Origin of the sequence: Wolbachia endosymbiont (group A) of Yponomeuta plumbellus (genome assembly GCF_947251575.1) — a bacterium.
GTDB classification, from domain to species: domain Bacteria; phylum Pseudomonadota; class Alphaproteobacteria; order Rickettsiales; family Anaplasmataceae; genus Wolbachia; species Wolbachia pipientis.
The window spans coordinates 991541-1017998 of sequence record NZ_OX366353.1 but is presented as its reverse complement, the minus strand read 5'-3'; the positions used below and the strand labels follow the sequence as shown (position 1 = coordinate 1017998).

Sequence of the window (26458 nt, the reverse complement as noted above, 5' to 3'; positions counted from 1 at the left end):
AAATTTTTTTTACACCGCTTTACTTAGTTTTTTTAGATCTTTGCTTGATAGTATGGAAAAGCAAACGAGTGCAACAACAGAGCAAATGGAAAAAAATGAAAACATAATACTGTTACCACAGTGCTTAACAAGTACTCCTAAGAGCACGCATGAAAATATTGAACTTGCAATATACCCAAATAATCCTGTTAAGCTTACAATTGCACACACATTATTTTGTGGAGCAATTTCTACAGCTATAACACCTGTCAGTACTTGCACTCCAAATATAAAGAATCCTGATAAGATTGCACCAAGGTTCATAAGAATTATGTTTTGACCAAAGTTCATTGCAATAAAAGTGAGTGCTATACCCAACATGTAAAGTAATGCCAGCAAGCTTCTATTTTGAAAGAAGTACATATCACTAATTCTTCCTGTGATTAAAGTTCCAAGGATTCCACCTAAATCATATACGCCTGTTATTAGTGAGGATTGTACAAGAGAAATTTGTAATTTATCCCTTAAAATTATAGGAAACCAAAAGAAGATTCCCATTTTTATAATATAAGCACAAAAAGTAGCACAACATAGAAACCATATGGAACTTGTTACCTTGATACCTATTTGAGATTTCTGCACCTTATAATAGGTAGTAAAGTTGGCACTTTCTTTGTAATATGCTTTTAATATTGTATAAATTCCAAAAAGTAAGCATAAGAGACCAGAGTACAAAAATGCACTTTTTGCATCATATATTTTAATTATACTTGGTAATACAATTAAAGTAATACAAGAACCAAGTTGCTGAGATGAGCTCATAACTCCCCATAATGATGCAATTGAAGAGATGCTAGAGTTTGTAACCATAAACTTGGTAATAGCTGGCCAACCTAACCCTTGTGTCCAAGCTAATAATATTAATGTTAACAGTAATAAAGTCAGATTATTATATGATAAAGTTATACCAATGGTTAATAATCCAGTTGCAATATTGCATAGCCCAAACATAAATAATGGATTATTTTTGGAGTCCATGATTATTCCATTAACAAATTTTGATACTCCATAAAAAAAAGAAAGGCAGGCAAAAAAATAGCTTAATTTTACATGGTCAGTATCTATTAACAGTGGTAGAGCAATTGGTATACTTTGTCTTGATAAATAAAGCAGCATATATCCACAGAAGAATAGTAAATATTGAAAGAAGACAAAGTTCACACCTATTCCCAAATAGCTCTATGCAGATGCTAGCATAATACTATATTGGTATAATATTGTTTGACAAGAAGTTTGCAAACAATTAGTGCAGAAAATTACTTACTTAGTATCTTTCTTATAGCAGATACAGTAGTATTAATATCTTCATAGCTTATATCTCTATGTGTTATAGCTCTGATTTTACCTTTGATGTTAGCCATTCTAATTCCATAATTTGTCATTAGTACGTTTATTAATTCTTGAGTAGATATACAATTAGTATGTAATGAAAAATACGCTATATTAGTTTTATACAGGTCGATATCAATTATAACTTGATCTATAGAGCCTAGGCCTTCTATAAGGTGCTGCATTTTTTTATGATCTTCTTCTAAAGAATTTACATTATTATGTAGAGCATATAAACATGCAGCTGAAATAATGCCAGCTTGGTGCATACCTCCGCCAATTTGAAACTTATAGTACCAAGCTTTTTCAATAAAATCTTCACTTCCAAGCAATATTGCGCCCATTGGAGCACCTAATCCTTTACTAAAATCAATAAATATCGAATCAAAATAACTTGCATACTCTTTTGGAGATATTTTAGTATGAGCACAAGCGTTGAACAGTCTTGCTCCATCTAAATGAGTGAATACGTCATTCTCTTTGCAGAGACTTGAGATCTCTTGAATATATTCTAAAGGCCACACAGCTCCACCACCAAAATTTGTCGTTTGTTCGATAGAAACAAGCCCAACTCTCGGAATATTTCTTAAACTAGGACGAGTAATAAACTCAACAATTTGTTCTCCAGTAAATATTCCTCTCGTACCTTTGATGGGCAAAGGAGTGGCATGTGCCTGGGCTGCGATCAAGCCAGATTGTACTATGAGTGGATGTGAAGTTTCATCAAGCAGCAAGTAATCACCAGGTCTTTGAATGTGTACTTTATAAGCAATTACATTGGACATCGTTCCTGAAATCAAAAAGATTCCTGCAGGTTTACCTAATATTTTACATGCGGTTGCCACTAATTCGTTTACAGTTGGATCTTCACATGCAGCTTCGTTTCCAACTTTTGCTTTAGCCATCGCTTCCCTCATTTTAGCTGAAGGGTCAGTGTTTGAATCGCTAAAGAAATCTATTTTTATTCTCATATTAAATTTAACACAACCTCCTTTATAATTTCAGCAGCTTTCATGATTTCTGTTTCCTTTGTGCCAAGATGGGTAACTGCTCTTATATGAGACTCGAGCCAAGGAAAAAGCAATAAACCATAAGCTTGGCACTTACTCAAGAAAACCTCATTAGTTACATTTAGTGCTTTTATACTGAAGCTTACTATATTAGTTTCTGGATAAGGTAGTACCAGTTTTATGTGTGGAATTTCTTTAATCTTATCTGCAAACAATTTAGCGAGCTTATTATCTTCTTTAAGCCTAGAGATATTATTCTGTAGTACGTATTTTGCTGCATTAGCACAATACCCTATCTGATGATAACCACTACCTAGCCAAACCTGTAGCTTTTTAGCCCTTTCAATTATCTCTCTTTTACCCATAAGCATTGAACCAAAAGGAGCGCCAAGTCCTTTAGTAAAAGAAAAGCTCATTGTATCCACATATTTAGCATAATCTGCTAAAGCAATATTTGTTTCGATATGAGCATTAAATATTCTTGCACCGTCTAAATGAAGATTTACATTGTGAGCTTTTAAAAAGTGATATAACTCGACTTGTTTTTCAAAAGGATAAATTTTACCATTAAACCCATTTATACTATTTTCTATAGAAACAAGACTCACCTGAGCAAAAATTTTATACCTCGGCTTAGAATTAATAGCATATTCTACTTCATCAACATCTAAGATTCCGCTATTATTTCTAATACAATTAAATACGATATTATTTACTTTTGCATTGCCTGCGCTATCGAAAAAATTAACGTGGTAATTATAATGAGTTATTAGTTCATCACCAGGACTTGTTTGACTGGCAATGGCTAATCTATTTGCAAGCATACCGCTGGTTACAAATAATGCTTCTTCTACTTTGAATAATTGTTTGCAATATTCTGATAAGTCATTACAGCTTTTGTCTTCACCATAAGCAAAATCTCCAACAGTTGCATTACTTATTGCATGTATAACGTTGGAGCCCTGCAGAGTTGTAGTGTCACTTCTCAGATCAATAATTTTTTCCATCTTATTTTTTGCCATTCAAACAACCAATTTGAGCATTCCAAAGTTCCTTGTAAAGACCTTGCTTAGAAACTAATTCAGCATGTTTACCATCTTGGACAATTTTTCCTTTGTTAAATACTAGAATTCGGTCCATGTGTAAAAGTGTAGAAATACGGTGTGCTATAGTAATCGTAGTTTTATTTTTCATCAATTTGAATAAACTCATTTGAATTGTTTTTTCTGTTATAGAATCTAACTGACTAGTTGGTTCATCGAGAAATAATATTGGAGCGTTTTTTAAAAATGCCCTGGCTATTATTATTCTTTGTCTTTCTCCTCCAGATAGCTTGATGCCTTTTTCTCCGACTGTAGTTCCATATTGATCTGGTAGAGTCATAATGAAATCGTGAATACCAGCCAGCTTTGCAGCTCTCATTATTTCTTCGATAGTAGATTGAAGTCTACCATATATGATGTTTGCTAAAATAGTATCATGAAATAACAATGGGTCTTGAGGTATTACAGATATTTGTTGCCTCAAAGAACTCTGTGTAACTTCTGATACTATTTGATTATCAATCTGTATATTACCTTTTTTAACATCAAATAGCCTTAGAATTAAGTTTATAAAAGTAGATTTACCACCTCCAGAATAACCAACTAGACCTACCTTTTCGCAAGGATTAATGGTAACTGAGAAATCTTGAAATAATGGCTCCTGACCTTCATAAGAAAAAGAAACATTGTTAAACGTTATTCTTCCACTTAATAAATTTAATTCTTTAGCATTTTCCTTATCTTGAATTTCTGGTACAGTAGTCAAGATTGGCAATGCATCTGAAACTTTGCCGAAATGAGTAGAAAATTGGGTAAGATTCCTAGTTAGATGGTTAAGAAACTCTATAATCGATATATTAATTCCAAGTACAAGAGCAATATCTCCTATTGCGATCTTGTTCAATTGATAATCATGAATTAAAAAATACAAGTTTACTGCTTGGAGTATATCGAATGAATAGCCATATATAAACCAAAGACAAAAGTATGCCCATTGTAATTTTCTCTCTGCAATAGTTCTTTTCTTGCATATTTGAAAAAATTTGTGTCTCTCATGTGCTTGCTGAGAAAATAACCTTACTGATATAACATTTAAAATACTATCTGCTATACTAGCTATTACTTTTGAATTTTGTTTAGAGTAATTATCAGCTAGTTCAGTAAGTACACGAAAGCTGAAAATCGAGACTAAAATAAAAATGCTTACCCAAGTGAATGTAGCGATTGCAAACTTTATGTTTACTAATGATAAGGTATAAATAGCTAAGACTAATGCTATACTGTAACCGAAAAAACAATCTATAAGCAATCTTATTAACTCTATCACACTATCCATTAAGCTACTGACCTTATGTACTAAGCTTCCAGATAAATTGTTCTGATAATAGGAATGGTCTTGTTGGAGTAGCCTACAAAAAGATATATCAGCTATTTTTTGACGCATTAAGGTAAACATTCGAATGTCAACAAAATAGCCATAGAATCTAAAAGCAGTAGTGATAAGTAATGCCATGCCAAGATAAGCGCTTACAGGTAATAAAAGATTTTCAATTACATTACCTTCCTGATATTTTACAGCTGTATCTAGAATATTTTTTACTAAATACTTTCTAAAAGACAAATCAACAGCTACCACCAGGGCAACTAAAGACATTATAAGTACATTAAGTTTGAATTTAGATACTATATTCAAGATGAACATCAATACACATTTGAAGCTATCAACTCTACTTCTGTTCATTTACAATGCTAGCTCCACTACGTTGACTTTTTTATTGAGAAATACAAGTAGTGAAAACCATAAATTTTTGTATATTTTTCCTGAGATGTCTCCAGCATCATGTAGTGCTGATGCTCGATTCAGAATAAGTAGCTTATATAAATCTCGCTTAGCCTCAGTAGTGTCGATCTCAGAAATATTTGTAGTTGTGTCTGTAATAAAGGCTAACCAGCTCTTGATAAGTTCTTCCATGTTTTTTACTTTTATACTTTCCTGGTAGCAAAATAATGACAAGCATTCTCTCAGTATAGATTCTGTTAACTCACCACAATTGAGTATACCAAAAACTGAAGGCTGAGGTTTTGGCACATAGGGAAGATCTTGATCTTTTACAATCCACCTTGTTACATAAGCAAATCTATCTTTAGCATCTGTATTCTTATCACTACCATGCCATAACCGTGAATCAAAAACTATCGCATCTCCTGCTGAAATAGGTAGTGACTTAATTTTGTAATTTTCCCGATTACTTGAGTACTGATCAAAAAAATATGGGTACCAAAAATCAACTAAAGGCTGTATTTCCCATTTATGACTGTTTTCTATAATTTGCAGTGCACCTGAAGTTTCACTTACATTATTCAAAGCTAACCAAACAGAAAAGTGGTAAGGATCATTGAAACTATAGGAGATGTCTTGATGGAAGGGAACTGCATCTATTAAATCAGCAGTTTTACATATAACATTTGATTTTTTCTGCAGTATCTGACACTGAAGTGACTTTTCAAGGTAATTTTTAATAATTTTATCTAATGCTTGAGAGATAATTCTAGTTACTTGAGATGACGTGCCCCATCTGCCGGTACAGTTTAAACCTCAGTTATGGATTAGAAAATAGATAAAAGTATAACTAAGAAGAGGGAAACAGGGTAAACTCGAGTATTTTAGTAATAATAAGAGGTTACCCATGAAGAAAGATATTACAGAACTGTACTGTTGCGTCGAGGATTTTTGTCGTGCGGTAGATGATAATTTTGCAAATAGGTTCTTATCAAACGGCAAAAAACCAACCAGAGTACCAGAAATAGCGCACTCAGAAATTCTAACCATAATCCTGTTATACCATAAATCACCATGTAAAAACTTCAAGGCTTTTTATCTTTGTTATCTTCAGTTATTCTATAGATCAGAGTTTTCAAAGCTGCCTTCATATCACAGATTTATTGCCTTAAAGCCGCGAGTTTTGTGGTATTTAGCATTACTTTTGCAATGGTTCTGTGAACAAGCGAAAATGACCGGCACTTCCTACATCGACACCTCTACGATTGCCGTTTGCCACAAAAAAAGGATCTCTAGGAATAAAGTTTTTAATCATCTAGCAGAAATTAGTAAGAGTACGTATGGTTGGTTTTTTGGCTTCAAGTTGCACTTAGTGATTAACGAAATTGGTGAAATTCAAGCACTTACCCTAACCAAAGGTAACGTTGATGACAGAAAACCTTTACCAACTCTCACTAAAAGACTGACCGGACTTTTGTTTGGAGATAAGGGCTATATAAAGAAAGAGCTTTTTGAGAAACTCTTCGATAGAGGCCTAAAGTTAGTCACTAAAGTAAAAAAAGGTATGAAAAACGCACTAATTTCACTTAAAGAGAAGATTTTATTAAGGAAAAGGTCGATTATTGAGACTGTTTTTGATTCCTTGAAAAACAAATTTGAGATTGAGCATACAAGACATAGATCGCCAACAAATTTCCTAATTCATGTTTTTTCTGTTCTGATTTCCTACTCCATGCAGTCCAAAAAGCCTTCTATTTCTATGCCTTTCTTTATCGGCTAATCCATAACTGAGGTTTTAAGTAGTCAGAAGTTGAAACACTTAGTTCTTGGGATAGCTTTGATATCTTATTTGTTATATCACTTAAAGACTGAGTTATTAGCTCTAAAGGAACCAGATTTTTGATAATAAAAAAACCATTTTTTTGTAATGTTTCCATATGATTAACACCTGACATCAATAACTGATAAGTAATCTGTTAAAGGTATAACAGCAAAAATTTTGAATCCTTTTACTTGTTTGAGTATTTTTTCCCAATTGCTTAATGTTCTTAGTTTACCTCCTGTTTCAACCATTACATTAATATCTACAGAGCCTCCATCTGGAGAGCGGTAATCTAAAATAGTTTCTATCAATAAAATACGAGATATTCCTTTGACCAATTTTAAATAAGATAATACTTTATCATCATCATAATGCTGTAGAAAGCGGCAAAAGACACCTAATTCATAATTTGTAGCTGATAGTTCTTCCTGAGTTATAAGTTTGACTTTTAAATTTTCTACTAACTGTCTTGGCACTTTATGTTCGTTATATAGGCCTATGGAACCTTTATTGTGTATATCAGAATAAGCAAGAAATAAAGAGTGTACACCAAATAGCAATATATTCTTAGCATCATCTATATTAATTCTAGAATTAAACTCTTTAGTATCAAATCTAGAATATCCTAGCAATGCTTGGTAAAACGCTATTTTCTTATCTTCTGATGCTTCTCTTTCCTTAAAAGATTCAAATGAAGAGATTGACTTCTGTTTTAGTATATCGGCAATCTTTAACCAATTCTTTTCAGCGGCAACTCTTGCCCACATCGTTGCTGCTTTTGGCAAAAATGGTATTTCCTTAAAACACTTACCTTTTGATGATAGTTGCCATAAGTCCTTGTCCTTATCGTAATCAATAAACCCTATTTCCCACAACGCCCTTAACAGCCTTTCTAGATTTGGTACGATAATGTTTAACTTTTTAGATAAAACTGGCATAGTTGCAGGTAAAATATTTAACAAATCAAGTTCAATAGCAACGCTTGTTAGGTAAGTTTTCCAAAAGGCTGAAAGTTCTGCAGAAATCCTATGCACTTGAGATTCTTTACCTAAATCAAAAATACTAAACTTTACATTTCCGGTAATATCGATTTGTCCTAACACACCTTCAAAAGTTTCAACTTTTGCCATCCCATTATAGAATGCTTCTACCATTTTAAATCTCTGCTGGTAAACAGGATCACCATTAATATCTATATGAAACCAACCATGTTGATCTTCTGCAATAGAATAACCTTTATGAAAAACATTAAGTTTTTTATACCATTTATTATGTACTAACTTTCCATGATGATTAATATGTGTAGCTTTACCATCCTTATAGACTACAGCGATACCATCCTTAAAATCTCCAACATAATCATATTCCTCCTGATAAATCCTGTTGCCATTTAAATTAATATGAAAACATTTATCATGTCTTCTAACTACACAAGCATCTTCCTGATAATTTCCAATCCATTGATAAGACTGTTTGTATACTCTACATCCAAATGAATCAATATGGTAACACCCTGTATCATCTTCTACGGCTGCTCTATTAAAGTAGAATCCAAAAGTTTTTAGAAATCTATTATGATAAACTGCTTCTCCTCTTACATTGATATGATAAGCACCTGTCTGATCATAAACCGGTGCAAGACCGGGCTCATGAAATTTACCAACCTTTATAAACCTATTTTCATACAAAGGATTTCCTAGTAATTCGTGAAAGCTCTCACACGGTGAAATTTTAATAGATCTAAGATTATCTTTGATTAATTGATCAAAGGTTTTCTCATGTTGCATGTTTTGCATAATTTGTAATTTAAATAATTCTTTTGTAAGCTTAGGTACTCACTACTCTGCCATATTTCCTCGAGTTTAACCTCATTAACATTACCAAAATTTCCTAATGTCTTACGGAGTTCATCTGGAGCACAGCAAGGACTAAACTTTCCTTCATTGTTTATCCATGCTTCTTTACCTAAAAATGGGCATTGACCACCTGGAGCCAAATCCTTAATACCTTCTTGAGAAAGAATTGTAAAATTTTCTAATTTTATCTTTTTACCATTTGGTAATAGCATATTATCTCTAAGCTCATATAACCTTCTCACCTCTGTATTCCATCTACTAATTGCTAACTCATCTCTTCTCATAGATAGATCCTTAATTTCCTCAAAATGTGCCCAAAGATGATGTCCTTTAACTCTATCTATGCCATTTTTTATGGCCATCTTAACTATGTCATAGAGTTCATGTAAATTACTTTCCAAAAATGTTAATTGTAAAGTAACGGTACACCTTTCACCTGTATCGCTAAAGTATTTATCTCTAACTTCAAGGAAAGTTTTTAAATTTTCTGTCACTACTTCCCATTTTGAACCTTTCATGATTCTTTCATGAGTTTCTTTAGTTGCCCCATTCCAGGAAATCTTAACATCAGATAAAATTGGTACCAATAGTTCAGCCCATTTTCTAGCTCCTTTAATGGGAAAAGAACCATTGGTTGTGAGGTTAAGCTTAAGGCCGAACTCATGGCACAAATTGATTATTTCATCAAAGCTTTTATACATTAAAGGCTCACCCATAGTAGAAGGAATGATTTCCCTTAAAGGTGTGCCAGCTGCTTCCTTAATTACTTTTCTGATAGTTTCTATCGACAGTATCTTAGGTTTTATTCCTTTAGCTTTCTTCTCTTCTTTAACTTTGCTGTATGGTGAAAAACATTCGCACATTATACAAGCAAAATTGCAGTAATCTGGATTAGTATCAAAAGTAATTCTCCAAGGACCAGGTTTCACAGCTACTGATTTGCCTTTCTTTTCAATAGCATTACGGTAAATCTTGTTAAGTTTCTCAGTATGCTCACCTATAGAAGGTATATTTCCATTTTCAGTATAAGGATAGCCTTTTTGGGTAAGTTTATTATATAACTCCTGATCTGTAGATAGGACTTGCATTTTTTCTGACAAACTACTTGCATCTCTGTGCTTAAATAATAGTCCATCTCTTACATATTCTGCCATGCCACCATAATCGGCTGTTATAACTGGTATTCTAAGTTGCTGTGCTTCATGTATTACTAACGGTGAATTTTCACCCCAAATTGAAGGAACGACTATTGCATCAACTTTATTAAATACGTCAGTAACTATATTCTTATTATCATAACTTCCCATCCACTCTATTCTTTCTTTAACAACAGGTGAAAACTGATCGGCAATCGCTTTTAAAGCTTTAGTTTCTTCTCTTGCCGCTCCCCAAATTCTAAGTTTTGCTTTAGATGATAAGTGAGAAAAAGCTTTCAATAATAGATCAACACCTTTTTCGGGAGTATGAGTACCAATATAACCGAAAATAAACTCTTTTTCTTGTACTCTATTTCTATTCTTAAGACGATTGAGATCAAAACCATAATCAAGATAAGAAATTTTGTTTATCGGAACATAAAAATCCTGAGTAAATTTATCCATCAAGAATTTCGATGGGGAAATAAAGTAATCTATATAGTCTATTATTTTCCTTGTGTGCTTCATTCTAGTTGCAACCCATTGTTCCCAATAATTTAGGTCTGAATTCAGGAATTCTTCATCTCCTGTAAAATATCCCTTGTAACATTGGGTTGCACATTTTTGATCCTTTTGTCCATCACAAAGCTGTAATAAATCTTCAGAATTGCGTTGAATAAACCTTCCTCTTGGACACATTAACCAAAAGTCATGTAGCGTAAAAATTGTAGGTATATTTTCTTTAAAAGCAATTTCTGGTAAAGTAATTGATAGATGATTAAGATGACCAAAATGTATAAGATCTGGCTGAAAGTTATCTATTACTCTTTTAAATTTTATATCTACTTCTTCATTAATAAATTTATAACGATATTTAGCTATGGGTATATTAATTAAATGCAGTAAGATTCGAGAATCACTACGATCTAGGACTGTAGTGTAATAAAAATCAGGTAAAAAGCTATTTTCATACCTAGTAAATACTTGTACCTCATTGTTATTTGCTAGTTCATGAGCAAGAGTTTGGCTGTAAACCTCTGAACCAGCGCTATAATAAGGAGGGTAACCATGAATAACTTTTAATATTTTCATATATTACCATATCTATATTGTTAGGATACTCTTGTATATTGTTTTGTAGACTTTTTATAAAATTGCTTAATCCTACTTCTAATGAATGCTTTGGAGACCAACCAAGTAGCTCTTTAGCTCTAGTAAAATCACCATGGAACTTAGTTACGTCAAAATTTCTTGGAGGATAAAAATCAATTCTAGAATCACTTTTCGTGACTTTTAATATTGTTTTTGCTAAGTTTTCTAAAGTACATGGGCTATTAGTAGTAAGATGAATAGCAGGAAGAGAAGATTTTTCACTTTGTAAATATTTAACAGTTAAGCATATACCCTCTATAACATCATCCAAGTAGGTAAAATCAAAAACACATTCTTTACCTTCTATTTTAATTGGATCACCTCTTAATGCATTAATACAGAGTGCGGGAATTACTCTACTGTTATGATCTAGTAAACCACCGTATACATTTGAAAAGCGTAATATTGCTACATTAAAATCTTTTAAACTTGTTATTTGCTTCTCAATAAATGCTTTACCTTTGGCATAATTATTTATTGGATCGATACTAGCAGATTCTGTAACCGGCAGTTCCTTCTGCTCTCCATAGACTTCCCTACTACTTGCATATATAAACCATGGTTTATTTGGAAGTGACTTACATAACCCTAAAAACTGCATTGTACCATCAACATTAATTTTTTTACACAGTTCAGGATAAAGTTCACCATGTATAACTCGAGAAATTGCAGCCAGATGAATAATTCCTGTACACTTAGCAAGTAGTGGTACTATATCTTCTGAAAAAAAACTGAGTGGATTGTTGCGAAACCTAATATCACAGCTTATTACTTCATGGCCCTGGTTTTCTAACTTTTTCACCAAGGTTGATCCTATCAAACCTGCAGCACCTGTTATTAATATCCCCATGTATACCCTCTCACTACAAATAGGAAAATTTGTCGTACCAATTATCTTACAAGTAAGAATCAAAAGGTATTATAAAACCAGTATAAAACAAATGTCAACTTAAATTAATGAATAAAAAAATGTAGTTATGAAAGAAAAGTTGGCTGCCTTCTTTCTTGAAAATAGTGTTCGGCTTTAATCAAATCCTCTTTATTATTTACTCCCATTGCTTCTCTTTCATCAGAAACTACATAACCTACACTCAAGTTATTGTTTGCTGCAATGGGCACTATATCATTAAGACAATATTCATTGGTCGAATTATTGAATTTTATTTCTTTTACTAAGGTAAAGAGATCTTTAGCATATAAAGCCATTATTCCAGAGTTTGCAAGAAGCATTTTATCTCCATTTTTTAGGATTTTTTGAACATTTCCGTAATTATCAATTACTAATCTTCCATATTGTTCATCTTGACTATTAAATCCAAGAAGAACTAAATTATTATACTTTAAACAATCAGTCATTTTCATAACTGTATCACTAGATATAAAGGGAGTGTCTCCATACTGTATTAAAACTATGTCTTGATCAGATAACTCCTCCAGATTTTCTAGAGCAATTTTAACTGCAGTGCCAGTGCCTGTAATATCTTCTTGCATTATTAGTTTTATATTATATTGATCGATTATACTTTTTAGGCTATCAAAGTTTTCTAAATCTTTTAGAAGGGAGTTGTTAACAACAATTGATAAGCTTTTTAGACTCAGCAATTTTGCATTAGAAATTATATGTTCTAAAAGAGTAAGATTTCCCACTTGGTGCAACGCTTTTGAATATTCAGAATTCATTCTACTGCTCTTTCCTGCTGCTAATATTATCAAAATGTTACTCATACATAACTCAGGAATTGATTAGGTAGTAAGTTAATTCATAATTAGTAAGATGTAAATCCCACTGTAATTTTTGTATATTTTCTAGATCTTGGCACCCTCATTAGAGTTTCATTTAAGAGAGCTATAACTTTAAACTCTTTACTCGATTTTCTACGCTGACATCTTGTAAACTCTGATCTGGACTTTTTAATATTTCTAATAATCTACTTGCAAGGTTTGAGTGTTTATTGATTACTGCAACCTGGATTAATGACTTGTCTTGATCATTACGAGCATTTGTTACAGCTACGCGCTCATCAGGTTTTATTGCTTTCAGCTTACTGATAATTTCAACATTACCATTTTTTGCATTCTCAAACAGCTCTTCTACTAATTTCAATAGGTTAGTAATATTTTGGTCTCGAGAAAGATCAAGTGGTGCTTTACCTTCTTTATTCTTGATGTTATAAATTGCACCATGTTTTAATAAAGATTTTACAACTTCCAAGGAGCCACCTTTAGCTGCAACATGAAGTGATGTAGTACCACTAGAAGTAGTTTTAGCATTAATAAAATCACTCAATTTATTGTGGCTTACACGTTGTAACAAAGCTTCAATAATTTCTTTATGACCTTTGGAAGCAGCAGTGTGTAATGGTGTATTACCCTTGTTAGTAACTTGAGTAGCATCAGCTCCATTTGCTAGCAAGATATTTACAACTTTTATGTGCCCATTATTAACAGCATAATGTAATGGCGTTCTTCCATCGGTATCTTTGAAGTTAACAATTACCCCTCTTTTGATGCAATTCTCAACCGCTAAAGGATTGTCATTTTCTATGGCCTCAAGTAACTTTTCAGAAAAAGCAGACTGTAACCTCTGATTGATTGACTCTAAAAACCTTTTTACAGGAATGTCAATATTAAGTTCAACCATTTCTATGAACGATCTTACATCTTTCTTTAACTCACTATGCAATAACTTATAATATTTTGTACCTTGCCCTTTGGAAACGAAGCATTCAGCCTTCCCACCGTAAGCTTCATCTGTATACCCTGACGTTATGTGTTTTGGATCAAATTCTAGTGCTACTAGCATATCATTTACTGACTGTATGCTTTTATTATTTATCGAACCAGGTACACAATCTTTGTATACCTCAACTAAGCGATATGCATTTCCTAGGTAATAAGAACCTTCCTTAAGAGTTTTCCAAGGAGAAGTATTCTTTTCTGAACTATATGGTTGCGACATGCTACGCAACATAGGAAGGTAAAGCTCAGAAAAACGGATATGCACCTCTGTAGCACTTTTAAGCTTCTCAAGTTGATCCAACTCACATTCAGGGCTAAACTGTGATTGAACTTGATCTGGCTCCTTCAGCATTTTTAACAATTTAGTTGCAATATTCTTATGTTTATTGGCTATAGCAACTTGCAATAATGTATTCCCTTGATTATTACGAGCATTTGTTATAGCTAAGAACTCATCAGGTTTTACTGCTCTTAGCTTGCTGATAGATTCAACATTACCATTTTTTATATCTCTAAACAATTCTTCGATCAATTTCAGTAAGTTAGTAACTCTTTGGTCCTTAGAAAGATCAATAGGTATTTTACCTTCTTTGTTCTCAATTTTATAAATTGCACCATGTTTTAATAAAGATTTTACAACTTCCAAGGAGCCACCTTTAGCTGCAACATGAAGTGATGTAGTACCACTAGAAGTAGTTTTAGCATTAACAAAGTCATTTAATTTATCACGACTGATATGTTGTAACAGAACCTCAACAATTTCTTTGTAACATTTGGAAGTAGCAGTGTGTAATGGTGTATTACCTTTATTAGTAACTTGACTAACGTTAGCTCCATTTGTTAGTAAGATGTTTACAATATCTATGTGTCCATTGCTAACAGCGTAATGCAACGGTGTTCTTCCATCAATATCTTTATCGTTGGCATCAGCTCCATCTTTTAACAGACGCTGAACAGTTCGTATATCACCTTTACTAGCAGCAATGTTGATATCTTTCTGCAGATGCTGGAGAACCTCTGATGCTTCGCTACCCTCAAGCTTAAATCTAAAATTAATCATCTCTATCTTTTTTAAAATATCTAAAACACTCGGATGACTTGGTCCAAAAACAGCTTTTCTTTGATCTAAACTTTCTCTGTAGACTTTAAGTGCGCTGATCCATTTCCCTTGAGCAAAAAGTACATTTGCTATGTTGTATTGAGTATTCAAGGTTTCTGGGTGATTTTGTTGTAAAGCTTTTTTCTGGATATTTAAAACCTCTTGAAAAGCTTTCAAGGCTTCATGATATTTATTTTGATTGAAGAGTACCCCAGCAATGTTATGTAACGTTCTCAAGGTATCAGCATGATTAATACCTAAAATTATTTTCTTCTTTTCAAAAACCTCTTTATAGATTTTTAAGGACTCTTCGTATTTACCTTGGTTAGCTAGTACCATTGCTATATTATTTTTGGCACTCACAGTGGCTAGATCATGTGTACCTAGTGTTTCTTTCCTCTTTTCAAAAACTGCCCTATTGATATTTAACGCTTCTTCATATTTTCCCTGTTTATCTAATACTAATGCCATGTGAAACTGAGTATTTAAGGTATCTGAATGATTTGACCCTAGTATTTCCTTTTGTCTCTGATAGACTTCTTGATAAATATTAAAAGCTTCTTCATCTTTCCCCTGTCTATGCAGCACTAAAGCGATTGTACTTCTTGTACTTAAAGTATCCTTATCGTTTAAACCCAGCATTTCTTTTTGTTTCTGAAAAATCTCTTTAAGCATATTTAAAGCTTCTTGGTAAATTCCTTGCTTATATAGCACTTTGGCTATATATGTCTGAATATCTAAAGTACCAGGATTGTCTGGTCCTAGTATTTCTTTTCTTCTTTCAAATGCGCTTCTGAAAATACTTAAGGCTTTTTGGTAATTGCCTTGATTCAAGAGCACTAAAGCTGTATCAATCTGAGCGGATACGTCACTTTGCGATATCTGCTTCAACTGCTCGACTTTTGAAAAGTTACTATGTACTGCAGCAACTACTAACGTTTTGTTCTCTCTATTACGAGCACTCATCACTGCTTTTACTGTATCAATATCCTTTATCTTATTTAGGTCATTAATAACTTGAGCATTACCATCTTTAACCTTTTTAAATGATTCACTGACTAGTTTAAATAAGCTAGTTATACTTTTATCCACAGTAAAATCTGATGGTGTTTTCCCACTGTCAGAGACAGCATTGTATACTGCACCATTAGATAATAGGGCCTTTACAACTTTTAAGTGAGAGAACTTAGCAGCATAATGCAGAGGAGTAAACCCCTTGTTACCAACCACATTAGGATTAGCTTTATTTTGTAATAGAATATTGACAACTCCATCATAGCCCTTCCATGCAGCATAATATAATGGTGTTACACTATCAGCATTTTTGGCATTAACAAACGCTCCTGCTTTAATGTAATTCTCAACCTCTGAAGAGCTATTACGTTTTACAGCCTCAAATAATTTCTCAGTTGATGCTAATAGATTGATAACGTCTTTATCGTTAGTCATTTCTAATGGTCTTCTACAAAGCTTGTCAACAGCGTTATAAACTGCACCATTTTTTAATAAAACTTCAATAACGTCTTTATAACCAAAATTAGCAGCAATATGCATAGGGGTTAAGCCATTAGTATCTTTAGCATTAACGTCAGCACCTTGTGCTATCAAATACTTTACAACTTCTAACCGACCTTTCATTGCAGCATAGTGTAGTAATGTCTGGTTAGCTGTACCAAGCTCATTAATACTCAACCCCTTGCTAAGGAAAAACTCTACGGTATCTTTATAACCTTCTCTAGCTGCAATGTGTATAGGCTTTGATCCAGAGGCATTTTTAGCATTAATATTAGACCCTTCATCTACTAGACATTTTACCATTTCCAAGTTACTTTCCTGTGAAGCAATGTGCAGTATAGTCCAATCATCATTGCCTTTAGCATTCATATCTACTTTTTTATACTGCAGTAACATTTTAACCACTTGCAAATGACCATGTGCAACTGCTAATTCTAAAGGTGTTCTGCTCTTATTATCCTTAACATTAACTTTTGCTCCATTACTTAATAGGACTTCAACAACATTAACATGGCCGTGTCCTGCAGCTATATGTAGTGGAGTACCTTCAACATTTACAAAGTTAACATTAGCCTTGTTTGCTATCAAAACTTCAGCAATTTCTTCATGGCCTTCTTGTGCCGCAAGATATAATGGTGTTATACTATTAATAGTCATAGCATCAACATTGGCTCCCCTTTCTATCAGAGCATTTACTATCCCCTTATGTCCTCTTTTAGCAGCCAAATGTAATAGTGTAGCATCTTCAGGACCTTTTATATCAATATGGGCCTTGTCTTTTAGCAAAATCTCTACAATATCCCTATAACCAGCGAGTACTGCTAATGATAAAGGTTCACCACCTTCTGCATTAACACTAGCTCCATTTTCTACAAGAACTTCAACGATCTCCTTATGATTATGCTTAATAGCAGAAAGCAATGGTGTTAGGTTGTTACTCTTAACATTAACACTGGCTCTATTTGCTACCAAAATTCCAACGATTTCCTTATGACCTCCTTCCACAGCTACATGTAATGGTGTACTACCTGCAATACCTTCTGTGTTAACTTTAGCTTTATTTTTTATTAAAAGATTCACAATATCTTTGTGACCTCCCACAATAGCTGCATGTAAAGGTGTAAGGCCATAATTAGCACTAGTATTGACTTCAGCTTTACTTTTGATTAGAAAAGCAATAGCGTCTTTATGTCCACTTAGAGCAGCTACATGCAATGGCGTCATGCCATCATTAGTTCTAGCATCAACTTCAGCTTTATTTTTTATTAGAAGATCAATAATATCTTTGCTACCATTCATCGCAGCTGCATGTAATGGTGTACTACCCTTAATATCTTGAGCTCTAACTTCAGCTTTATTTCTTATTAGGAGTTCAATAATATCTTTGTGACCTTTCAGAGCAGCTACATGTAATGGTGTTAGATTATTATTGGCTTTATCATTGATTTCTACTCCATTTTTTATTAAAAGCTCAGCAACTGCCTTATGACCACTCTCTGCTGCATAGTGTAATGGCGTAGCATTATTTTTATCTTTAGCGCGAATGTTAACCCCATGCTCGAGAAGAGCAACAACTATCTTCAAGTGGCCACTCTGCACTGCAAAATGTAGTGGGGTTATACCTTCCACAGTGGCAATACTAGCATTTGCCTTATTTGTCAGTAAAGCCTTAACAATTTTCTCATGTCCATCTTTTGCTGCGTAGTGCAAAGGTGTGTTATTATAGGTTTTGTCAACAACATTAACATTAGCTCCATGCTTCAATAAAATATTAGCTATCTTTTCATGACCGTTTTCTATTGCATAGTGTAATGGTGTACAACCATCTATAACTCTGGAGTTAACATCGGCTCCTTTGAGAATTAAAGCATTCACTACTTCTAGGTGGCCATTTAGTGCTGCTGTATGTAATGGTATTCCCTCCTTATCGTTTCTTGCATTAACATTTGCCTCATTTTTCAGTAAAAAATTAACTAGCCCTAGATAACCACTTTCTGCAGCTATATGTAGTGAAGTAAAGCCACCCATAGTTTCGTTGATGTCAACATTCGCTTCTTTTTCCAGCATAATCTTAGCAACATCAATATGATTGTTTTTTATTGCATAGTGTAAAGGTGAAAAACCAGCTATATCTTTGGTATTAGTATTAGCATTATTTTTTAGTAGAATTTCAACAGCATCTTTGTGACCATTTTTAGCTGCAATATGTAGTGATGTTTTGCCACTATTATCTAGATCATCAACATATACACCTGTTTTTCCTATAAAAAATTCCACAATATTTTTCCTTCCATATGCAGCAGCAATATGTAGTGGGCTTTGACCATTAATATCTTTAACATTAACGTCTAAATTTTGATTAAGAACAAATTTTATAATTTCAAGACTAGGTCCCTTAGCAGCAAAATGTAATGTAGTCCATGAGTTAATACTTCTAGCATTGATGTCTGCTCCTTTTTTGAGATAACTCTTTAAGTCTTCAAGATTTCCTTCTTCCAACGCAGCAAACATTTTTTCCTGATTAGTAATAGTGATAAGGTTTTGATCGTATTTATCTTTCAGCTTGGAAGGATCATCTCTTACCGACTTGCCAATTTTCTTCTTACTTTTTATTACATTTTCTGAAATAAGTTTTTTAGCGTTCAAGATAACTGCTATTGAGGGATCAGATAACAATACATCAACTAAGGTATTATCGTGTGCTAAATGATTACGCAAACATTTTCCAGTTAATAAAGGAGTGTTATCATCTAAAAAAAGTAGATTGTTTTCTAGATGCTTCTCTGATCTACCTAAAATTGACATTATATCCAGAACAAGCATTTCTACTACTGCTTGCAACTTTTTATTCCTCTTGTAGGAAGGAAGCTTTTCAGTTAACTTGCCACTTAATGCGTTATTCCTCAAAATACTTTTCAGTTCAGATAACTTCAGTTCAAGCTGGTTATTGTATTTTTCTTCTGTTATGTTGTAAGCCTTCCTTTGTTTATGTATAGGAATAAACGAACCTTTCTCATTCAACTTGTTTCTTAATTCCTCAATCCATTTAAGGTCACCTGTTCCAAGTTCAGCAATGTAAAAAATCTCACAAGTTAATCTATTTACTTTATCAAGGTTGTCATCCTGTATTCTTGACCTAACACTATGAGAAATTTTCATTGATAGTTCGGCTATTTCTTTAAGATTGTGAGACTCTATTTGGGAAGGAATATTCTCTAGTGTTTTATTAGCAAAGAATTTTATTCCTCTAATAACATTATGGTCAATCTTATTGTCATTCAAACCAACATCTAAGCTCTTTAATGATATAAACGCCGTAACATAATCAGTTCTGATATTTTTTGATTTAGTTTTTGCAAAATTGATTATGTTATCAATTTTATTAAACAGCTCCTTTTCATAATTCGTCTTTTCAGTTATATTATTGCTTAATTCTTTTATGAGTTTTTCAAGCTTATCATGTTCCATCACTTTAAAACTCTCTGTAATCATTTCATCTAATTCAACGTTACTAAATATTCCAGCAACTTCTTTTATCTCGTCTAAGTTTTCACTACTGGTAATTTTCTTTAGCAATATTATGACTATTTTAATCTTGTTATTGTAAAGAATATCAGTAATTACATTATCGATTCTTTTAGTATCATTTTGAACACCAATAAAAAAGTTAACATCTGTATTTTCCTCAATCTCTGTTCTTTTAGAGAGCGAGTAAGCATGTGATAGTGAGTTACGTAAATCTATAATGACTTCTCTTGTGTTCTTTGGTAATGATAGTAGAAGAAGCTCGCTTGTAGTGCTAGATAACTTGGGAGATTCTAGAGTGTTTTTTAAATATTCACCAATAACCTGTAAAACCCTTGTAATAATTAACTGTCCTTCCCTTTCTTTAGGATTAGCTGATAATGCCAACTTTATATAATCACTTATTTTCTCTAAAGAATGAATATCCCTAATTTGTTGATAATCGCTATACAACTCTCCAAATTGAGGATAATTGCTAACGATCTCTGCAACAACCCTCTCACGTTTTAACTTCGGGAGATCAGCAAATTTACCAATGTCCACACCTTCTATAATATCTTTTTCTTCTTTAAGTTTCTTTGCAAAATTTTCCAAGTGGTCTAGTATTTTACTTTTATTCAATGTGGCATTATAGAATAGATTCATTTCCTGTCGTTTTATGTGAGAAGAAACAAAACTGATCAAACAAAATTCCATTTCTTCCCAAGGTAGTCTATCGTAGGTTGATTTCAACTGCCGCTTTAATATATGAATATTTTGTGCAATAAATTTTGCTATGAATAAAAACTTTTCATCTACTTTTTCTGTGTTTGAATACTCTGCCTTTAACAGGCTAATATTTTGAAGTACTAACTCAATCCGCTCTCTTATGTTATTAAGATAACTCTTCACATTCTGATCTTGTCCAGAAGCACTAGAGAAAAAACGGAGGTTTATCAACTTATTTTCAACAAAAATTTCTATCTCTTCTGACAAGAATACGTTCTTTAGTTTTAATTCCTCATAAGCTCGTGAAAGAATTTCATCTAATTCCCTGAAATGAACAGCAAAATAATTACCTGGCCATTTATTAATGAGTGTATCAAGAAGTTCAACATTACCTGAACGTATAGCATAATAAAACGCATTATGGCATGTTTCATCCTCATCATCTGGTAATATAGTAGTTTCTCTGATGCCAACAGATAAATTACTGAGAATTTTACTATTATTGCCAAGTAGGTATTCTAAAATCTTTACCTTATTGTGTTTACAAGCTAAGATAACTAAGTTAGTACTCTTAACAGGATTGTTAGCATTATCATAATAGTCTCTCAAAGTTACTTGATCTTCTGCATCACTTATGTAATCAATAAAATTGCTTAATTTTTTTAAGCTGTCGACATTACCATCTGATATTGCCTCTTCGAGTTCAGTTAAAACCAGGAGATAAAGTTCTTCAGCTTTTGCTTTTCTGCGGTAGAGCTTTTTATATTCTCTAATAAACTCCTCTTTTGATGTGTAAGAACGTGATAAAAACTGTTTATCTTCTTGATAAAAACTGGTTTGTTGTTTAGGTACATGCATAAACCCTCTCTGAGATATATTTACACCAGTATTAGAATAGCAAAGTTTACTTAATATGGCAAAAATTAAAATAGCATCTTTTGTTAATAAAATATTTTTGAGAGAATATCTACTAATCCTGCAATTTCAGGACGAAAAGCCTTCACAACATTTGATTTTGGGTGTGGGAAATGTGTTGGTTGTTTAAATTATTAGTAACACCTACTAATAATAACCCGTTTGAAAACAACAAAGAGAAATGATGATCAACTTACATAAAAAAGCACTAAGTTTAGTGTTTTGGCATTATAGCAATCTCTTATGTATCACCTCTCTGGAACCATACGACTAATTGTTGTTCATAAAAAACTCTAGTACTGACAAAAAATGTATTTATTCTAATCTTGCACGTTTGGTATCATTACTTATAGAAGTTTCATAAAGTCTTGTACCAGGCTCTACGAGATTATTTAAGGAACTTAAAGATTGAAAAGTACGTTTATTGGAATCATCAAACGCTACTATAAAGTTTAACAAGTTATCATTAGATAGATATTCAGTTATATTATATGTAGAATCATGATCCAGAATAATTTTCTTTTCTTTGGCATCTTGATCTGCCACATCTAATTTAGTATAAAATTGTATCTTACTTAACTTATTTAACAAATCTGCTCTTTCTAAAAAAGGTTTTACCTTATCTAATATGATATCATTATATATAGGATAGCGTATGGAATAATCAATTTTTGCTAGTCTTACAGATAATTGATTATTATATAGTACATGTATGTTGAAGTTATTTGTAACAAATTCATATAGTGGAAGGCTATCTTTTATTTCATCTGTTTTCATTTGAAGAATTTCACAAACACAGTCATCTAGATAACTTGATAATTTACTGTAATTACTGCATCCTTTATAAGGAGATAAGTCAATAATTTTTCCGTAATCCTTATTGAAGTTCCTTACTAAAGTAAATTTAATCAACAATTTAGCGCATGCTAGATCACTTACAGCGTTATCTAAAGATGTGGAACAATTATCATAAAGCCGTCGTTCACGATTTCTTATATTAATATCAGCTCCATATTCTAATAGTTCTTTAACTACTTCCAGATTTTTACCACTTTTTTTTACAGCATGGTTCAGTGCAGTATTGCCTTTACGGTTTGTTGCATTTACATCAGCACCATGTTTCAGAAGTTCTCTAACTAATTCTAATTCCTTCCCCAGTGTTATAGCAGAATGTAGTGGAGTTTCACTATACATGTTTCTTGAATTGACTTCGGCACCACCTAACAAAAGCTCTTTAGTAATTTCTACACTACTAGTAGTATGAAGTAACGTATCTCTATTCCTTTCTACTCTAAGGTTAGCATTAGCACCTGCAGACAAAAGAGCTTTAACTTTTTCTAAGTTTCGTTCATAGACTGCTTTTTCTAATTCTTTGTTAATATTATTATTTAGCATATTTTTAAAATCCTCCTAAATTTCACTATTTTGTAACAAAATTTTTGTATATTTTCTAGATCTTGGCACCCTCATTAGAGTTTCATTTAAGAGAGCTATAACTTTAAACTCTTTACTCGATTTTCTACGCTGACATCTTGTAAACTCTGATCTGGACTTTTTAATATTTCTAATAATCTACTTGCAAGGTTTGAGTGTTTATTGATTACTGCAACCTGGATTAATGACTTGTCTTGATCATTACGAGCATTTGTTACAGCTACGCGCTCATCAGGTTTTATTGCTTTCAGCTTACTGATAATTTCAACATTACCATTTTTTGCATTCTCAAACAGCTCTTCTACTAATTTCAATAGGTTAGTAATATTTTGGTCTCGAGAAAGATCAAGTGGTGCTTTACCTTCTTTATTCTTGATGTTATAAATTGCACCATGTTTTAATAAAGATTTTACAACTTCCAAGGAGCCACCTTTAGCTGCAACATGAAGTGATGTAGTACCACTAGAAGTAGTTTTAGCATTAATAAAATCACTCAATTTATTGTGGCTTACACGTTGTAACAAAGCTTCAATAATTTCTTTATGACCTTTGGAAGCAGCAGTGTGTAATGGTGTATTACCCTTGTTAGTAACTTGAGTAGCATCAGCTCCATTTGCTAGCAAGATATTTACAACTTTTATGTGCCCATTATTAACAGCATAATGTAATGGCGTTCTTCCATCCACGTTCTTCGAATCAATGATTGCTCCATCTCTAATGGAACTCTCAATTCCTAAATAATTATTATCTTCTATAGCCTTAAATAACTTCTCAACCAATTTTAGTAATTTTATTACTTCTGGGTTTCCTCTTCTTTCCGCAAAGTGTAATGGTAAAACATATCTACCTCCTTCAGCTCTAGCATTAAAGTATGCTCCGCTCATAAGTAGAGACCTAACTATATCTAAATTACAAATTTGTGCCCCTAAGTGTAAAGGCGTAGCATTTTTATCCATTTTTGCATTAACATCCGCTCCATTTATAATAAGAGTTTTAACTACCTTAGGATGACCATATTGAGCTGCAAGATGTAGGGCTGTGCCTTTATTTTGATTTTCTTTTACATTTACATCAGCACCATGTTTCAATAGAACGGTTGCTATCTGATCATAACCTTTTTCTGCTGCAAAATGTAAAGGAGTCCAATTTGTGTGATCTAAAGCATTAATATCTGCTTCCTTTTCTAAGAGCAATTCAACCACCTCTAAATGATCATGGTCTACTGCAAAGTGTAGAGGTGTAGTACTTTTAACTGTTTTAGCATTAATGTCTGCTCCTTTATCAAGCAAAGATTTAGCAACTTCTAAACTACCATCATATGCTGCACAATGTAGAGGAGTCCAACTTCTGTTATCTAGAGCATTAATATCTGCTCCATTTTCAATCAAGAAATTCATTATTTCCAAGTGATTATGTTCTGCTGCCAAATGTAGAGCTCTTCTACCATCATCCATCTTTGCATTTATATTTGCTCCTTTTGCAATTAAGCTCTCTACTATTTTTAAAGAAAAACCATTATATGCTGCATTATGTAAAGGAGTCCAATTCTGATCATCCACGGTGTTAATGTTTGCTCCATTTTTAATTAAAAAATCACTCACCTCGAAATGACTTTGCTGAATTGCTAGATGCAAAGGTGTAAAACCTTCGTTTTTTTTAGCATTAACATTGGCTTTTTTCTCTATTAGTAGCTTCACTACTTCTAAGTGACCATTCTGAGATCCTATATGTAAAGCTGTGGAATTATCGTGGTCCTTAGCATTAACATCAATTCCCCTTACGAGAAGAAGAGACTTAACTACTCCAAAGTGATTACGTTCTGCTGCTAAATGTAGGGGTGTAAGATTCTCATAATCCTTAGCATTAACATTAGATTTTGCTTTTAGTAAAATGTCTACTAACTCTAAAAAGCCATTTTGAGACGCTAAATGTAGAGGTGTAATCTTATCATCTGTTTTTGCATTAACGTTTGCTCCCGCTTCAAGCAGAACTTTAACTATATCTAACCTACCAGTTTGTGTTCCCAGATGTAAGGGTGTAATGTTTGCATCAACTTTACGATTACCTATGCCTGAAGATCCAGCGTTAATATTAGACCCTTGTGAAATAAGAGCTTTAACTACTTCGAGGTTACCATTTTGTACTGCAGAATGCAAAGGTCTTGCTCGATCATTATTTACAGCATTAACATCTAATCCCTTTTCAATAAAAACATTTACTATATCTAGACGACCATTCTCTGCTGCTAGGTGTAAAGGTGTATTAAGTTTATCTGTTTTAGTACTAAGATCTGCTCCATTTGCAATCAAGGTGTTGACTATATCTAAATATCCTTGCTGGGATGCAAAACTTAAAGGTGTAAAGCCTAGAATGGCCCTATGGTTTACATCTGCTCCATGAGCAATAAGAAAGTTAACCATCTCTAAGTGATTTTTTGCAATTGCAAAATACAGTGGCGTAAAGCCATCGTACTTAATCTCTGAGTTAATATCTAAACCCCCTCCTAATAAAGTGTTGACTAAATCCAACTGACCATTCCTGCTGCTAAATGTAGTGGTGTAAGACTAAGATGTTTCTGAGTTTCATAATTTTCGTTTAAAAACTCTACAAAAAATTGTAGCTGATCCAGATTATTAGATATTCTATTAGTAAACATAAAGGCCTCGCATGAAGAATTTATGTAAAATATAGTATCTACAAGTTTTTAAGCAAGATAAATCTTCTTCTTAAAAAAGATACTGTGATCCAATCTGTGTGCTTATAACTTTTTTATTTGATCATGAGTGATCAGCTGTCTCAGCTGCAATAGAGACACCTGCCTTAAGTAGTTACATCAATTTTCTCTGTTTTTGCCCCTTTTTTTTCTGATGAAGATGTCTTCATTCTTCTCAGTAGCCAACATTCTTTTTAAAGTATAATCGTTACGTGCACCAAAGCATTAATAATTATACACAATTGTGAAGAAATATTCAATCTTTTTATTGTTTTGAATGTGTTGATGAAAAAAACGTCTGTCAGAGATCATCTGAGAATTGCATTTTAGGCTTTAGATGTAGAAGGGGTCTTATCGTCTTTTTATCAATACTCTAAAAATAGGCTTAAATCGCCAAGAGATGGATATCATGAATTTAGTAGCGTAAAAACATCAAAGATACCTCATATCATAAAGTTTAATGTCAACATTTGGTAGCAACATTCCCGATTTACAAAGCAGAGTCAATAAAGGTTGCAAATAATCTACGTATGTTGGACGTTTCTGTTGATGCTATTTCTAAAATAACAGATTTATCTATTGAGGAACTTGAAAATCACGCTTCCAAAACTTAACCTGAATTAAAAGCAACATTAGTTTACTG

General features: G+C 32.9%; 17 protein-coding genes. 3 read left to right on the top strand and 14 right to left on the bottom strand.

Annotation, left to right across the window (positions count from 1 at the left end; all coding sequences use genetic code 11):
• Positions 1 to 9 precede the first annotated feature (9 nt).
• From OPR39_RS04960 to OPR39_RS04940, 5 genes are all read right to left on the bottom strand, one after another.
• Positions 10 to 1200, bottom strand: a complete 1191-nt coding sequence (locus tag OPR39_RS04960) for an MFS transporter (protein ID WP_265038718.1) — start codon at positions 1198 to 1200, stop codon at positions 10 to 12.
• A 95-nt stretch (positions 1201 to 1295) separates the two neighbouring features.
• Positions 1296 to 2339, bottom strand: coding sequence for a threonine aldolase family protein (locus tag OPR39_RS04955; protein WP_211908064.1), 1044 nt, complete (start codon positions 2337 to 2339; stop codon positions 1296 to 1298).
• Positions 2336 to 3385, bottom strand: a complete 1050-nt coding sequence (locus OPR39_RS04950; RefSeq protein WP_211908672.1) for a threonine aldolase family protein — start codon at positions 3383 to 3385, stop codon at positions 2336 to 2338. Before OPR39_RS04950 ends, OPR39_RS04955 begins: the two co-directional genes overlap by 4 nt.
• A gap of 1 nt (position 3386) precedes the next feature.
• Positions 3387 to 5162, bottom strand: a complete 1776-nt coding sequence (locus OPR39_RS04945) for an ABC transporter ATP-binding protein (protein WP_108784045.1) — start codon at positions 5160 to 5162, stop codon at positions 3387 to 3389.
• Positions 5163 to 5903: a phytanoyl-CoA dioxygenase family protein gene (locus tag OPR39_RS04940; protein ID WP_406833341.1), complete on the bottom strand. Its 741-nt coding sequence runs from the start codon at positions 5901 to 5903 to the stop codon at positions 5163 to 5165.
• A 205-nt stretch (positions 5904 to 6108) separates the two neighbouring features.
• Here OPR39_RS04940 and OPR39_RS04935 point away from each other — a divergent pair, with 205 nt between their 5' ends.
• Complete coding sequence (locus OPR39_RS04935) at positions 6109 to 6981, top strand: IS982-like element ISWpi16 family transposase (RefSeq protein ID WP_007301954.1); 873 nt, start codon at positions 6109 to 6111, stop codon at positions 6979 to 6981.
• Here OPR39_RS04935 and OPR39_RS04930 read toward each other — a convergent pair.
• The 6 genes from OPR39_RS04930 to OPR39_RS04905 form a co-directional block, all read right to left on the bottom strand.
• Positions 6971 to 7138: a hypothetical protein gene (locus OPR39_RS04930; protein ID WP_265038717.1), complete on the bottom strand. Its 168-nt coding sequence runs from the start codon at positions 7136 to 7138 to the stop codon at positions 6971 to 6973. The genes OPR39_RS04935 and OPR39_RS04930 overlap by 11 nt on opposite strands.
• Before the next feature lie 4 nt (positions 7139 to 7142).
• Positions 7143 to 8819 carry a WG repeat-containing protein gene (locus OPR39_RS04925; protein WP_265038716.1) on the bottom strand — a complete coding sequence of 559 codons (1677 nt, stop codon included), beginning with the start codon at positions 8817 to 8819 and terminating at the stop codon, positions 7143 to 7145.
• Positions 8780 to 11107, bottom strand: a complete 2328-nt coding sequence (locus OPR39_RS04920) for a glycosyltransferase (protein WP_265039290.1) — start codon at positions 11105 to 11107, stop codon at positions 8780 to 8782. The genes OPR39_RS04925 and OPR39_RS04920 overlap by 40 nt, the downstream gene beginning before the upstream one ends.
• Positions 11064 to 12017 carry an NAD-dependent epimerase/dehydratase family protein gene (locus tag OPR39_RS04915; protein ID WP_264376250.1) on the bottom strand — a complete coding sequence of 318 codons (954 nt, stop codon included), beginning with the start codon at positions 12015 to 12017 and terminating at the stop codon, positions 11064 to 11066. The genes OPR39_RS04920 and OPR39_RS04915 overlap by 44 nt, the downstream gene beginning before the upstream one ends.
• Positions 12018 to 12142: 125 nt before the next feature.
• Entirely contained in the window at positions 12143 to 12892 is a 750-nt protein-coding gene (locus OPR39_RS04910; RefSeq protein WP_265039289.1) for an NTP transferase domain-containing protein, read from the bottom strand.
• A 121-nt stretch (positions 12893 to 13013) separates the two neighbouring features.
• Entirely contained in the window at positions 13014 to 21611 is an 8598-nt protein-coding gene (locus OPR39_RS04905; protein ID WP_264683035.1) for an ankyrin repeat domain-containing protein, read from the bottom strand.
• A gap of 55 nt (positions 21612 to 21666) precedes the next feature.
• On the opposite strand from OPR39_RS04905, the gene OPR39_RS04900 reads away from it, so the two are divergent.
• Positions 21667 to 21798, top strand: coding sequence for a hypothetical protein (locus OPR39_RS04900; protein WP_264954044.1), 132 nt, complete (start codon positions 21667 to 21669; stop codon positions 21796 to 21798).
• Between the two features lie 185 nt (positions 21799 to 21983).
• Here the strand turns inward: OPR39_RS04900 and OPR39_RS04895 are convergent, their stop codons facing one another.
• The 3 genes from OPR39_RS04895 to OPR39_RS04885 form a co-directional block, all read right to left on the bottom strand.
• Positions 21984 to 23063 carry an ankyrin repeat domain-containing protein gene (locus OPR39_RS04895; RefSeq protein ID WP_174516910.1) on the bottom strand — a complete coding sequence of 360 codons (1080 nt, stop codon included), beginning with the start codon at positions 23061 to 23063 and terminating at the stop codon, positions 21984 to 21986.
• Positions 23064 to 23158: 95 nt separating this feature from the next.
• Complete coding sequence (locus OPR39_RS04890) at positions 23159 to 25630, bottom strand: ankyrin repeat domain-containing protein (RefSeq protein ID WP_265039286.1); 2472 nt, start codon at positions 25628 to 25630, stop codon at positions 23159 to 23161.
• Positions 25621 to 25758 carry a hypothetical protein gene (locus OPR39_RS04885; protein WP_265039285.1) on the bottom strand — a complete coding sequence of 46 codons (138 nt, stop codon included), beginning with the start codon at positions 25756 to 25758 and terminating at the stop codon, positions 25621 to 25623. Before OPR39_RS04885 ends, OPR39_RS04890 begins: the two co-directional genes overlap by 10 nt.
• A 527-nt stretch (positions 25759 to 26285) precedes the next feature.
• On the opposite strand from OPR39_RS04885, the gene OPR39_RS04880 reads away from it, so the two are divergent.
• Positions 26286 to 26429 carry a hypothetical protein gene (locus OPR39_RS04880; protein ID WP_226079608.1) on the top strand — a complete coding sequence of 48 codons (144 nt, stop codon included), beginning with the start codon at positions 26286 to 26288 and terminating at the stop codon, positions 26427 to 26429.
• The last annotated feature ends 29 nt before the right edge of the window (positions 26430 to 26458 follow it).

Bases quoted from the DNA above. Each gene is read 5' to 3' on its own strand.
- OPR39_RS04905 (WP_264683035.1), bottom strand. From the start codon at position 21,611: ATGCATGTACCTAAACAACAAACCAGTTTTTATCAAGAAGATAAACAG.
- OPR39_RS04895 (WP_174516910.1), bottom strand. From the start codon at position 23,063: ATGCTAAATAATAATATTAACAAAGAATTAGAAAAAGCAGTCTATGAA.
- OPR39_RS04950 (WP_211908672.1), bottom strand. From the start codon at position 3,385: ATGGAAAAAATTATTGATCTGAGAAGTGACACTACAACTCTGCAGGGC.
- OPR39_RS04945 (WP_108784045.1), bottom strand. From the start codon at position 5,162: ATGAACAGAAGTAGAGTTGATAGCTTCAAATGTGTATTGATGTTCATC.
- OPR39_RS04925 (WP_265038716.1), bottom strand. From the start codon at position 8,819: ATGCAAAACATGCAACATGAGAAAACCTTTGATCAATTAATCAAAGAT.
- OPR39_RS04915 (WP_264376250.1), bottom strand. From the start codon at position 12,017: ATGGGGATATTAATAACAGGTGCTGCAGGTTTGATAGGATCAACCTTG.
- OPR39_RS04900 (WP_264954044.1), top strand. From the start codon at position 21,667: ATGGCAAAAATTAAAATAGCATCTTTTGTTAATAAAATATTTTTGAGA.
- OPR39_RS04885 (WP_265039285.1), bottom strand. From the start codon at position 25,758: ATGTTTACTAATAGAATATCTAATAATCTGGATCAGCTACAATTTTTT.
- OPR39_RS04910 (WP_265039289.1), bottom strand. From the start codon at position 12,892: ATGAGTAACATTTTGATAATATTAGCAGCAGGAAAGAGCAGTAGAATG.
- OPR39_RS04930 (WP_265038717.1), bottom strand. From the start codon at position 7,138: ATGGAAACATTACAAAAAAATGGTTTTTTTATTATCAAAAATCTGGTT.
- OPR39_RS04955 (WP_211908064.1), bottom strand. From the start codon at position 2,339: ATGAGAATAAAAATAGATTTCTTTAGCGATTCAAACACTGACCCTTCA.
- OPR39_RS04935 (WP_007301954.1), top strand. From the start codon at position 6,109: ATGAAGAAAGATATTACAGAACTGTACTGTTGCGTCGAGGATTTTTGT.
- OPR39_RS04920 (WP_265039290.1), bottom strand. From the start codon at position 11,107: ATGAAAATATTAAAAGTTATTCATGGTTACCCTCCTTATTATAGCGCT.